We start from the raw sequence: 12267 nt of genomic DNA on the forward strand, positions 1-12267 counted from the left end.
CCCCCGGAACGGCCAGGCTCCGCCGCACCATCGAAAGCCCCACCGGCCTGCACCGCGCCATCGAAGGACTCGCCACCTTGAGCCGCGCCGTCGAAGGACTTGCCGGCCTGCGCCCCCGCAGACCGCCTGCCGCCCTCGTGAGCTCGCTCACCGCCTCCCGCCACGACGCTCCGGCCAGCCTCCGCCTGCCCAAGACCATCCACCGGCCGCTCAGAGGCACCCTCCTGCCCAGCACCACCCCTCTGACCGGAGCCGTCCGCCGGCTGCTCGGGGGCGTCCGTCTGACCAGAGCCACCCGTCAATCGCTCGGGTGTGGCGTCGCGGCCGGCGCCGCCGAAGGCGCCGCTCGGTTGTTCGCAGCTCACCGCAGAATCGGGCGGCATGGCCGGATGCTGAGCGCCCGGCTCTCGCTCGCCGCGCGTTGGACCGTCCACGGCCTCGGGACGGGTGTCTCCCTCCGGCTGCCGATCGCCGGTACCGGAGGGGCGCTGCGTGGGGTCGGTCGTGCCGTCGACCGGTGCCGCAGTGGCAGCCGGGGCGTCGGGGAGCTCTCCCCCGTCGGTGGTGCCGCTGGGCGGGGACTCCGCGTCGGGCTCGGAGTCGTCCCGCTGGAACGGGATCATGTCGCCGAGATCGCCGTCCTCCGGGATCCTGGTCACGCGACCACCCCGCCGGCGAGCCGGGCCTGCGCCCGGGTCCTGTGCCGCGCCCTCATGAGGCAGGTCCGTCGGCCGCGGTGGGCGGTTCGACGGGCCTGCCTGGTGGTCTGTCTGTGGCACGTTCGGAGTCGAGGGCGTCCTGCAGCAGCACGACCGCGGCCGCCTGGTCGACGACGCCCTTCTGCTTCTTGGCGCGCACGCCGCTGGCCCGCAGGCCGTGCTGCGCCGCGACCGTGGTGAGCCGCTCGTCGAACAGCCGCACGGGCGTCGGCGCCAGCCGGGCCGCGAGCCTGGCGGCGAACTCGCGCGCCAGCCCGGCCGCCTGGCCCTCACGCCCCGACAGCGAGGTGGGCAACCCCACCACGACCTCGATCGCCTCGTGCTCGGCGACGATCGCGGCGATGCGGTCGAGGTCGCCCTTGCCCCGCCTGACTGTCTCCACCGGCGTGGCCAGCAGCCCCGAAGGGTCACTGCGGGCCACCCCGATGCGTACGGAACCGACGTCGACGCCGATCCGCGAACCGAACCTCATGTCAGCCGAGCTGCCCCGCGACGGCCTCCTCAACCAGGCGCAGCGCGTCGCCGATCGCCTCCGGTCGTGAGCCGCCACCTTGCGCGACGTCGTCCTTGCCGCCACCGCCACCCCCAAGAGCCTTGGCGGCGACGCCGACCAGCTGCCCGGCCTTGAGCCCCCGCTCGCGCCCCGCCTCGTTGACCGCGGCAACCACCACGGGCCGGTCGGAGGGGGCACCGGCGATCACGACGACCGCCGGCCGGTCGGCCGGGAACCTGCCACGCACGTCAAGCGCGAGCTTACGCAGGTCGTCGGCACCGGTTCCATCAGGCGCGCGGTGTGTCACCACGGAGACGCCCCGCAGGTCACGGGCCTGGGAGACGAGATCGCCGGCCACCTGGAGCACCTGGGCCGAGCGGACCTTCTCCAGCTCCTTCTCGGCCGTGCGCAGCCGGGTGACGATGCCCTCAATGCGCTCGGGCAGCTCCTCGCGGCGGGCCTTCAGCTGCTCGGTGAGCTGGGCGACGAGCACGCTCTCCCGCGCCAGGAAACGGAAGGCGTCGATGCCGACGAGCGCCTCGACGCGGCGCACGCCCGCGCCGACCGACTGCTCGCCCAGCACCTTGACCAGACCGAGCTGGCCGGAGCTGTGGACGTGGGTGCCGCCGCACAGCTCGCGGGAGTAGTCGCCGATCTCGACGACGCGGACCTCGTCGCCGTACTTCTCGCCGAACATCGCCAGGGCGCCCATCGCGCGGGCCTCCGCCTGCGAGGTGTAGAAGGCGTTGACCTGGAGGTCGTTGATGAGCACGGCGTTGACCTCGTCCTCGACGTCGCGCAGCACGCTCGCCGGCACCGCGCCCGCCGCGGTGAAGTCGAAGCGGAAGCGGCCAGGGGAGTTCTCCGAGCCGGCCTGCGCCGCCGTCTCGCCGAGCGCGTTCTTGAAGCCGCGGTGGACGAGGTGGGTGGCGCTGTGGCTGCGCGAGATCGCGCGGCGGCGCTCGATGTCGATCTCGGCCTGCGCCTCGTCGCCGACCCTGAGCTCGCCGATGCGGATCTTGCCGCGGTGGACGATGAGCCCGGGCAGCGGCTGCTGCACGTCGAGGATGTCGACCTCGGCGCCGCTGGTGCGGATCACGCCCTGGTCGGCGAGCTGGCCACCGCCCTCGGCGTAGAACGGCGTGCGCTGCAGCACCACCTCGACGGTGGAGCCCTCGCCCGCCACCGGCACCGACGCGCCGTCGACGAGGATGCCGACCACGCTGGTGTCGGCCTCGGTCTGGTCGTAGCCGAGGAACTCGACCTTGCCCGCGCTCTCCAGCAGGTGGCCGAAGACGGAGATGTCGGCGTTGCCGGTCTTCTTCGCCGCGGCGTCGGCCTTGGCCCGCTGCCGCTGCTCCTTCATGAGCCGGCGGAAGCCCTCTTCGTCGACCTTGAGGCCCTGCTCGGCCGCCATCTCCAGGGTCAGGTCGATCGGGAAGCCGTAGGTGTCGTGGAGCTGGAACGCCTGCTCGCCCGAGAGCGTCGAGCCGGACTTGCGCTTGGTCTCCTCGACGGCCACGTCGAAGATCGCGGTGCCGGTGCGCAGGGTGCCGAGGAACGACGCCTCCTCGGCGTCGATGACCGCGTGGATCTGCGGCGCGTCGGCCTTGAGCTGGGCGTACTGCTCGCCCATGACGTTGATCGCGACGTCGGTGAGCTCGTGCATGTAGCGGTCGTCGCCGGAGCCGAGCAGGCGCAGGTTGCGCACGCTCCTGCGCAGGATGCGGCGCAGGACGTAGCCGCGCCCCTCGTTGCTGGGCAGGACGCCGTCGGCGACCAGCATCGTGCCGGTGCGGACGTGGTCGGCGACCACCCGCAGGCTCACGTCGGCGCGGCTGTCACGGCCGTAGCGGGTCTTGGTGAGCTCGGCCGCCTTGTCGAGGATCTTGTAGGTCGTGTCGATCTCGTAGATGTTGTCGACGCCCTGCAGGATCGCCGCCATGCGCTCCAGGCCCATGCCGGTGTCGATGTTCTTCGCCGGCAGCTCGCCCGCCACGTCGAAGTCGACCTTGGTGCGGACCGTGCTCAGCTGGTACTGCATGAAGACGAGGTTCCACACCTCGAGGTAGCGGTCCTCGTCGGCGACGGGGCCGCCCTCCTTGCCGTATTCGGGGCCGCGGTCGTAGTAGATCTCGGAGCAGGGGCCGCCGGGGCCGGCCACGCCCATGTGCCAGTAGTTGTCCTCCAGGCCGCGGCGCTGGATGCGCTCGGCGGGCAGGCCGACCTTGTTGCGCCAGATGTCGTAGGCCTCGTCGTCGTCGAGGTAGACCGTGGCCCACAGCTTGTCCTCGGGGAAGCCGAAGCCGCCGTCGGACTCGGAGCGGGTGAGCAGCTCCCACGCGAACGGGATGGCCTCGGACTTGAAGTAGTCGCCGAAGGAGAAGTTGCCGAGCATCTGGAAGAACGTCGCGTGCCGCGTCGTCTTGCCGACCTCGTCGATGTCGGGCGTGCGAACGCACTTCTGCGCCGTGGTCAGCCGTGACGCCGGAGGCTTGCGCTGCCCCAGGAAGTACGGCTTGAACGGCACCATACCGGCAGGAACCAGGAGAAGCGTGGGGTCCTCAGCGATCAGGCTGGCCGAGGGCACGACCTTGTGCCCACGCTCCTCGAAGAAGCGCAGGAAGCGGCGGGCGATCTCTGCCGACTCCATGGTGGCCATCCTTTACGTTTAGTCAGTTGTGGTTTTCAGGGTTGCCGAGCTCGAAACGCGCTCGCAACTCGGTTTCGCGCTCCGCGGCCTCGCCGAGCACGTCGTGGGTAAAGTCTCTCACCTGCTGGAGCATGCCCGTCGCGCGGTGGGCCGCCCGGCGGGCGACGTGGTCGGGCTGCAGCGCCTGCAGTCTGCGCACCACCCACAGGGTAAGGAACGCGCCGAGCGACAGGTAGAACAGCCGCCTGATCACCGCGGCCTCCCCGTCCGGACCGGGCGCGGCCTGGTCGTGCGGCGGGCCTCGATGGCCCGGCGCACGCCGTGACCCAGCGCCGACACCTTGATCAGCGGGCCGGTGAAGATGGTCTGCGTCACACCGCTGAGCTTGGCCGCGTGGCCGGTGACCTGCTTGACGTCCTTGGCGATGGCCTCGACGGCGACCAGCTGCCGGTTGGTCTCGTTGACCGTGACGCTCACGTCGTCGAGCAACGGCCGCAGGCGCTCGTTGAGGTCGGAGACCGCCTTGGTGGTCTCGGTGAGCAGCCTGGCGAGCTTGACGAGCACCATGGCCATCACGCAGACCAGGACTATCCAGCCCGTGGCCGCGATCAGCCCGGCGACCTCTCCAGCGGTAAGCATCCGCGCATCTCCCTCGTACGCTGGGCCGGAACGGCAAGACCCTATCGCGTTCGGGTGACAACGTTAGTGCGGAAACCCACCCGGATCAGGCAGCCACGTCGGCCTCGGCCGCGTCGGCGGCCGCGCGCGCGAGGACGCGTGCGGCCCTGACCTCGGCCGGCCCGGGTGTCGCCGGGCACGTCGGCGGCCGGTTCGGAAGCTCGCGAGCGGGGCCGGACGCGCGCGGCAGGCCGTTCACTGCGGCACGCGGGCGTAGGCGCGTACCGGGGCGCGCGGCACGCCCATGAGGCGGGGAGGCGGGGCGGCGAACAGCGCCCCGGTCGGCGGCAGCCCCTCCAGCCCGCCCAGTCCCTCGACCACGGGGACACCCGCGCCCAGCAGCCGTTCCCTCGCGGTCGTGCGCCCCTCCGCGCCCCTGAGCTCGTCGCTGTCGGTGCCGACCAGCGCGGCGCCGTGCTCCACCAGCCACGCCGCGGCGGCGTCGGTGAGGACGAAGCCGTCGTGCGCTCCGGTGTGCAGCAGCACGGCGTGGCCGCGTACGTCGAAGGCCGCCACCGCGCCGACGTCGACGGCACGGGCGGTCGCGCCGGCCACCCGCACCACGACGGCGGGCAGATCCACACTCCGGGAGAGCGGAACGGCGGCGAGGTCACCACCGGGCGCCTCGATGAAGGGCCCGCTTTCCGGGACGGCACGGTCGAGCTCGACCGGCGCGGTCGTTCCCGGCGCACCCTGTGCTCGGCCGCGGTCGGACGGTCCGCCCCTGGTGCCCTTGTGCGGCTCGGGAAAGATCCGCACGTCGGCGAGCTCCACGGTGTCCGCCATCAGCAGGCCGAGCGAGGCCACGAACAGCGCGGCGATCTCGCTCTCCGTGGCGTCGGGCCCGGGCAGGTCGACCCGGAACCCGTGAACGGTCAGATCGCCGCCGTTGCCGAAGGTGATCGCCGCGTCGAAGGAGGCACGATAGTCGGGCATGACGCGCAAACCTACCGCCGAACGGGCCCGGGACCGCTCGGGTGCCGGGGGTCAGGAGCCGCGCAGGAAGTCGCGGATCCGGGACCAGCGCTCCGCCACCGGGGCCTCGGCGCCGTGGCGGGTCGGCTCGTAGTAGCGGCGGTCGCGCACCTGCTCGGGTGCGTACTCCTGCCGGACCAGGCCGTGGTCGAAGTCGTGGGGGTATTTGTAGCCGTCGCCGTGACCGAGCTTGGCGGCGCCCTGGTAGTGGGCGTCGCGCAGGTGCTGGGGCACCTGGCCGATGAGCCCCTTGCGCACGTCGCCGATCGCCGCCCCGATGGCCTTGACCACCGCGTTGGACTTGGGCGCCAGCGCGCAGTGGATGACCGCGTGCGCCAGGTTGATCTGCCCCTCGGGCAGCCCGATGAGCTGCACGGCCTGCGCCGCGGCCACCGCCGTCTGCAGGCACGCCGGGTCGGCCATGCCGACGTCCTCGGAGGCGAAGATGACGATGCGGCGGGCGATGAAGCGCGGGTCCTCCCCGGCTTCGATCATGCGCGCCAGGTAGTGGAGCGCGGCGTCGGCGTCGGAGCCGCGCATCGACTTGATGAACGCGCTGATCACGTCGTAGTGCTGGTCGCCCTGCCGGTCGTAGCGCACGGCGGCCTTGTCGACGGCCTTCTCCACCACTTCGACGGTGATGTCGTCGGCCAGCAGCGCCGCCGCCTCGAGGTACGTCAGCGACCGCCGCGCGTCGCCGCCCGCCAGGCGTACGAGATGGTCGAGGGCCTCAGGCGCGAGGGTGGCGCGCCCGCCGAGGCCGCGCGGGTCGGACACGGCCCGCTCCAGCACCGCGCGCACGTCGTCGTCGGACAGCGACTCCAGCGTGAGCAGCAGCGAGCGGGAGAGCAGCGGCGAGATGACCGAGAAGAACGGGTTTTCCGTGGTGGCGCCGATGAACGTGACCCAGCGGTTCTCCACGGCCGGCAGCAGGGCGTCCTGCTGGGCCTTGTTGAAGCGGTGCACCTCGTCGACGAACAGCACCGTCTGGCGGCCGGTCATGCCGAGCTCGCGGCGCGCGTTGTCGATCGCGGCCCGCACGTCCTTGACGCCGGCGGACACGGCGGAGATCTCGACGAAGCGGCGCTTGGTGACGTTGGAGACGACGTAGGCCAGCGTGGTCTTGCCGGTGCCGGGCGGCCCCCACAGGAACAGCGACATGGGAGCCTCGCTCTCGACCAGGCGCCGCAGCGGGGTGCCGGAGCCGAGCAGGTGACGCTGGCCGATCACCTCGTCGAGTGTGCGGGGGCGCATCCGCACCGCGAGCGGCTGCGGCGTGGCCTCCTCGGCCGCGGTATCGAACAGGCTGTCCACAACGCGAGATTACACGCTGCGCCGGGCCCGGCGGTCCCGGTCACATCCCCCACACGGCCCTGGCTCCGCTGTCGCCGGCCTGGAAGACGAAGTAGCCGGCGACGACCGCCAGCACCACCGTCAGCGCCGTCAGGACGAGCGTGACAGGACGGCCGAAACGGTCGCTGCCGACGGAGGCGCGGGCCGGGCTGGTGGCGTACACGAGCACAAGTGAGGCCACGGTGAGGCCGAGCACCGACAGCAGCAGCGGGGTGGCGAAGCTCTCGTGGGAGGAGATGCGGGCGGCCAGCTCGCCCTCGGCCGAGCCGAAGCGGGCCTGCTTGAGGCTCTCGCCGCTCTGCCTGGCCGCGAAGACCGCCACGGGGGCGGCCAGGGAGAGCAGCACGAGCGCCCAGGCCGTGTTCGCCCGCCAGCGGGGCGCCAGCGCGTAGACGACCGCCACACCGACCAGCAGCGGGGTCAGCACCACGGCGAAGTGGATGATCAAGGGGTGGGCCGGCAGGCCGAGGATCTCGTCGAACATGCTCTCTCCTTAGTGCTCATTTCAACTACGCATGGGAGCACGATAAGGTTCGCGACCTCAGCAGTCAGTCCGCGTGGGTTTCGTCACTTACGTCCGTCACATATCGGGGGCCGGTAGCATTCGCGGAGTTGTTTACGTCAAGCCTTGGCAAAAGTGAAGGGACATAGCGGTGAGCGGCGACGACCGCCAGAACGAAGAAGACCGCCAGAGCGAGCTGGCGCGGGCGCACAAGGAACGGCAGGCCAAGCGGGCAGCCGAGCAGACCGGCAAGGCCAGGCGGAACACCTTCATCGGCGCGGGCGTGGCCGTGGTGCTGGTGGCGGGCGGTATCTTCGCCGCGACCACCCTGGTCAACAGGGACACGGAGCAGCCGGTCGCGGCCGAGAGCAGCGCCTCGCCCTCGGCGAGCGCCTCCACGGGAGTCCTGCCCGATCCGTCTCCGAGCCCGACGAGGACGGGCCCGGTGACGTGCACGTACAAGCGGGACGACTCGGTGCCCAACAAGTTCGTCGGGTTGCCGCCCAAGAAGCCGAACATGAAGTGGAAGAAGATGACGATCACCCTGAACCAGGGCACCGTCGTCGTCGACCTCATGACGGACGCCGCGCCGTGCGCGATCAACTCGATGAACTTCCTGACGAAGAAGAAGTTCTACGACGACATGAAGTGCCACCGCCTGGTCACCCCTGACGTGGCCGGCGTGCACATGCTGCAGTGCGGCGACCCGCAGGCCAAGGCCGACGGCAAGAACCCGACCGACGGTCAGGGCACGGCCGGCTACGTCTACGCCGACGAGAACATCGACATCCCGCTCGGCAAGGGCGTCGTCTTCATGACGCAGCCGGGTGAGGCGGCCGGCCAGAACAACAGCCAGTTCGCGTTCTCCCTGTCGGACGAGAACTACCAGATCGGCTCGGGCTACTCGGTCATCGGCATGGTCAGCGAGGGCATGGACACCCTGCTCGGGCTGGCCAGGAGCGGCGAGGACCTGATCGTCAACGAGGCCGACATCACCGGCGACGGCGGCACCACGGCCCCGAAGAACCCGGTGATCATCAAGAAGATCACCTTCTCCTGAGCCTGACAGGCGCGGACCGCAAACGCGGAGGGCGGGCGTCACACCTGACGCCCGCCCTCCGCGTTGCTACTGCTGCTTGGGCGCGGCGTCGACGCCGGCCTCCTTGCGCTGGTCGGCCGTGATCGCCGTGGGCGCGCCCGTGAGCGGGTCGAAGCCGGAGGCCGTCTTCGGGAACGCGATCACGTCGCGGATGGACTCACCGCCGGACAGCAGCATGCAGATCCGGTCCCAGCCGTAGGCGATGCCGCCGTGCGGGGGCGGGCCGTACTTGAACGCCTCCAGCAGGAAGCCGAACTTGCTCTCCGCCTCCTCCTTGGAGATGCCGAGCACGTCGAACACGCGCTGCTGCATCTCGGCCCGGTGGATACGGATGGAGCCGCCGCCTATCTCCATGCCGTTGCAGACCATGTCGTAGGCGTAGGCCAGGGCCTCGCCCGGGTGGTCCTGGAAGTTGTCGGCCCACTCCGGCTTCGGGCCGGTGAACGGGTGGTGCACGGCCGTCCAGCCGCCCTCGCCGTCCTCCTCGAACATGGGCGCGTCGACGACCCACAGGAACGACCACTGCGACTCGTCGATCAGCCCGCAGCGCCGCCCGATCTCCAGGCGGGCCGCGCCGAGCAGGTCGCGGGAGGCGTTCCTGGCGCCGGCGGCGAAGAAGATCGCGTCGCCGGGCTCGGCCCCGACCTTGGCGGCCAGGCCCGACAGCTCCTGCTCCGACAGGTTCTTCGCGACCGGGCCGCCGAGCGTGCCGTCCTCCTGCACGAGCACGTACGCCAGGCCCTTGGCGCCGCGCGAGCGGGCCCACTCCTGCCAGCCGTCGAGCTCCTTGCGGGTCTGCGAGGCGCCGCCGGGCATGACCACGGCGCCCACGTAGTCGGCCTGGAAGACGCGGAACGACGTGTTGGCGAAGTAGTCGGTCATCTCGACGAGCTCCTGGCCGAAGCGCAGGTCGGGCTTGTCGGAGCCGTAGCGGGCCATGGCGTCGGCGTACGTCATGCGGGGCAGCGGAGTCGGCAGCTCGTAGCCGACGATCTCCTTCCACAGCCGGCTGATCAGCGTCTCGCCGACCGCGATGACGTCCTCCTGGTCGACGAAGGACATCTCGACGTCGATCTGGGTGAACTCCGGCTGCCGGTCGGCCCGCAGGTCCTCGTCGCGGTAGCACTTGGCGAGCTGGTAGTAGCGCTCCAGGCCGGCCACCTGCAGCAGCTGCTTGAACAGCTGGGGCGACTGCGGCAGCGCGTACCAGTTGCCCGGCTGCAGGCGCACCGGCACCAGGAAGTCGCGCGCGCCCTCGGGCGTGGAGCGGGTCAGCGTGGGCGTCTCGACGTAGACGAAGCCGAGCTCGTGCATCACCTCGTTGGCCAGGTAGGTGGCCTTGGAGCGCACGCGCATCGCCTGCGCCACCTGCTGGCGGCGGATGTCGAGGTAGCGGTACTTCAGCCGCGCCTCCTCCGACACCCCCACGTTGCCCTCGATCGGGAACGGCAGCGGCGCCGACTCGCTGAGCACCTCGACCTTGTCGGCCACCACCTCGATCGCGCCGGTCGGCAGGTCCGGGTTCTCGTTGCCCTCGGGCCGCACCCGGACCTGGCCGACGACCTGCACGCAGTACTCGGCGCGCAGGTCGTGGGCGTGGTCCTCCTCGCGGAAGACCACCTGCGCCGAGCCGGAGGCGTCGCGCAGGTCGATGAAGACGACGCCGCCGTGGTCACGGCGGCGCGCCACCCATCCCGCGAGCGTCACCTGCTGCCCGGCGTGCTCCTCACGGAGCGACCCGGCCATATGCGTGCGGATCACTGCACTTTCCCTTCATGCGGAGAGGAGGGGAAGGGAGGCGGCGACCCGGCCCGCGCCGACCTGCGAGTCACTTCACCTTTCCCTTCAGTACGTCGACGACCTTGGCCAGCGGCACCTCTGCCTGCTCGGCGGTGGCCAGGTCTTTCACTTGCACGACCTCGGCGGCGAGGTCGCGCTCGCCCAGGATCAGCGCGAACGCGGCACCGGAGCGGTCGGCGCCCTTCATCGCGCCCTTGAGCCCCTTGCCGCCGAATGCCATGTCGGCGGCGACGCCGGCCGCGCGCAGCTCGCTCACGAGCTTGAACATCGCCCGCGCCGCCTCGTCGCCCAGCGCCACACCGTACACCTCGCAGCGCGGCGGCAGGTCGAGGGCGACGCCTTCGCGCTCCAGCGCGATGACCGTGCGGTCGAGGCCGAGGCCGAAACCGATGCCTGGCAGGCGCGGCCCGCCGATGGCCTCCGACAGCCCGTCGTAGCGGCCGCCGCCGCCGATGCCGGACTGCGCGCCGAGCAGCGGGTGGTCGAACTCGAAGGTGGTGCGGGTGTAGTAGTCGAGGCCGCGCACCAGCCTGGGCGCGTCCTCCCACGGGATGCCGAGGTCGCCCAGCAGCTGCTTGACCTGGCCGTGGTAGGTCTTGCAGGCGGCACAGAGGTGGTCGCCGATGAGCGGCGCGTCCTCCAGCTGCGCGCGCACCTCTGGACGCTTGTCGTCCAGCACGCGCAACGGATTGATCTCGATCCGCGCCCTGGTGGCCTCGTCGAGGTCGAGAGCACGCAGGAACTCCTGCAGCCGGGCCCGGTAGATCGGGCGGCACTCCGCGCAGCCCAGTGAGTTGAGCATCAGCCGGACCTGGGTGAGGCCGAGCGCGGTGTACCACTGCCAGGCCAGCGCGACGGTCTCGGCGTCGACCGCCGGATCCTCGCTGCCGATCGCCTCCAGGTCGAGCTGGTAGAACTGCCGGTAGCGGCCCTCCTGGGGCGCCTCGGCGCGGAACACCGGCCCGTCGGTCCAGACCTTCACCGGGAGCTGGCCGCGGTGCAAGCCGTATTCCAGGACCGCGCGCAGCACGCCCGCGGTGAACTCCGGGCGCAGTGTCAGCGACCTGCCGCCGCGGTCGGTGAAGGTGTACATCTCTTTGCTGACGACGTCGGTGGACTCGCCCACCCCGCGCGCGAACAGCTGGGTGTCCTCGAAGACCGCGGTCTCCAGGTAGGAGTACCCGGCGCGCCTGGCCGTCTCCGCGAACGCCCCGCGAATCGCGTAGAACGTCGAAGCCTGCGGTGGGACGTACTCCTTGACGCCTTTGGGTGCTTGGAAAGTCATTAGATCCCTCGTGTGGGACCGGCGTGCGGCGCCGCCTCTTTCAGGTACGGGTTGGCGGCGCGCTCGCGGCCGATCGTGGTCTGTGGTCCGTGGCCCGGCAGAACGACCGTATCGTCAGGCAGCGTCAGACACTTGGCAGCCAGGCTGCGAAGAATGGTCGCGTAGTCGCCACCGGGCAGGTCGGTGCGGCCGATGGAGCCGGCGAACAGCAGGTCGCCCGCGAACATGATCGCGTCGTCCGGCAGGCGGAAGCTCACCGACCCCCTGGTATGGCCGGGCGTGTGGTCGACCACGAGCTCCAGCCCGGCCAGCGTCAGCACGGCGCCGTCGGACAGCTCGCGCACGTCGTCGGGTTCGCTCAGCCGCAGGTCGCCGAAGAGCGACGCGCTCGTGCCGGACCAGCCGGCGGCCGGATCGGACAGCAGGTGGCGGTCGTCGGGGTGTATCCACGCGGGGATGTCGCGCGCGCCGCAGACGGGGGCCACCGACCAGACGTGGTCGAGGTGGCCGTGGGTGAGCAGGACGGCGACGGGCTTGAGCCGGTGCTCGCGCAGCAGCTCCTCCACGCCCTGAGTGGCGTCCTGACCTGGGTCGACGATGACGCACTCCTCACCGGCGGCGGGCGCGACGACGTAACAGTTGGTCTGGAAGGCCCCTGCGGGGAAGCCGGCGATGAGCATCTGCCTCAGGTGATCTCGTCGAAAAGCCAA

11 protein-coding genes and 1 pseudogene are annotated in these 12267 nt (G+C 71.1%); 1 reads left to right on the top strand and 11 read right to left on the bottom strand.

Annotated features, from left to right (window positions below; genetic code table 11):
* The 8 genes and pseudogenes from C1J01_RS51140 to C1J01_RS08205 form a co-directional block, all read right to left on the bottom strand.
* Positions 1 to 659: pseudogene (locus tag C1J01_RS51140) on the bottom strand (hypothetical protein); the annotation flags it as partial.
* Between the two features lie 52 nt (positions 660 to 711).
* Entirely contained in the window at positions 712 to 1191 is a 480-nt protein-coding gene (ruvX, locus tag C1J01_RS08175; RefSeq protein ID WP_111177699.1) for a Holliday junction resolvase RuvX, read from the bottom strand.
* Position 1192: 1 nt separating this feature from the next.
* A complete protein-coding gene (alaS, locus tag C1J01_RS08180) occupies positions 1193 to 3865 on the bottom strand; it encodes an alanine--tRNA ligase (protein WP_111177701.1) in 2673 nt (890 codons plus the stop codon).
* 22 nt (positions 3866 to 3887) lie between these two features.
* Positions 3888 to 4118, bottom strand: coding sequence for a hypothetical protein (locus tag C1J01_RS08185; protein ID WP_111177703.1), 231 nt, complete (start codon positions 4116 to 4118; stop codon positions 3888 to 3890).
* Positions 4115 to 4504, bottom strand: coding sequence for a DUF948 domain-containing protein (locus tag C1J01_RS08190; protein ID WP_111177705.1), 390 nt, complete (start codon positions 4502 to 4504; stop codon positions 4115 to 4117). The genes C1J01_RS08185 and C1J01_RS08190 overlap by 4 nt, the downstream gene beginning before the upstream one ends.
* A 234-nt stretch (positions 4505 to 4738) precedes the next feature.
* Positions 4739 to 5479 carry a cyclase family protein gene (locus C1J01_RS08195; RefSeq protein ID WP_111177707.1) on the bottom strand — a complete coding sequence of 247 codons (741 nt, stop codon included), beginning with the start codon at positions 5477 to 5479 and terminating at the stop codon, positions 4739 to 4741.
* Between the two features lie 51 nt (positions 5480 to 5530).
* A complete protein-coding gene (locus C1J01_RS08200) occupies positions 5531 to 6772 on the bottom strand; it encodes a replication-associated recombination protein A (RefSeq protein ID WP_438943106.1) in 1242 nt (413 codons plus the stop codon).
* Positions 6773 to 6872: 100 nt separating this feature from the next.
* Positions 6873 to 7355 (bottom strand): DUF2231 domain-containing protein, encoded by a 483-nt coding sequence (locus tag C1J01_RS08205; RefSeq protein WP_111177711.1) that lies wholly within the window; start codon positions 7353 to 7355, stop codon positions 6873 to 6875.
* A gap of 169 nt (positions 7356 to 7524) precedes the next feature.
* Between C1J01_RS08205 and C1J01_RS08210 the strand changes: the two genes are divergently transcribed.
* The gene (locus C1J01_RS08210) at positions 7525 to 8433 is read left to right on the top strand and encodes a peptidylprolyl isomerase (protein WP_111177713.1); all 909 of its coding nucleotides are present in this window, start codon (positions 7525 to 7527) and stop codon (positions 8431 to 8433) included.
* Between the two features lie 66 nt (positions 8434 to 8499).
* On the opposite strand, the gene aspS is transcribed toward C1J01_RS08210, so the two are convergent.
* The 3 genes from aspS to C1J01_RS08225 all read right to left on the bottom strand — a co-directional run bounded on the left by aspS (position 8500) and on the right by C1J01_RS08225 (position 12237).
* Positions 8500 to 10233 carry an aspartate--tRNA ligase gene (gene aspS / locus C1J01_RS08215; protein ID WP_111177715.1) on the bottom strand — a complete coding sequence of 578 codons (1734 nt, stop codon included), beginning with the start codon at positions 10231 to 10233 and terminating at the stop codon, positions 8500 to 8502.
* 67 nt (positions 10234 to 10300) lie between these two features.
* Positions 10301 to 11557 carry a histidine--tRNA ligase gene (gene hisS, locus C1J01_RS08220; protein ID WP_111177717.1) on the bottom strand — a complete coding sequence of 419 codons (1257 nt, stop codon included), beginning with the start codon at positions 11555 to 11557 and terminating at the stop codon, positions 10301 to 10303.
* A complete protein-coding gene (locus C1J01_RS08225; RefSeq protein WP_111177719.1) occupies positions 11557 to 12237 on the bottom strand; it encodes an MBL fold metallo-hydrolase in 681 nt (226 codons plus the stop codon). Before C1J01_RS08225 ends, hisS begins: the two co-directional genes overlap by 1 nt.
* Between the last annotated feature and the right edge of the window lie 30 nt (positions 12238 to 12267).

The sequence above is a fragment of the Nonomuraea aridisoli genome (assembly GCF_003236395.1).
GTDB classification, from domain to species: Bacteria; Actinomycetota; Actinomycetes; order Streptosporangiales; family Streptosporangiaceae; genus Nonomuraea; species Nonomuraea aridisoli.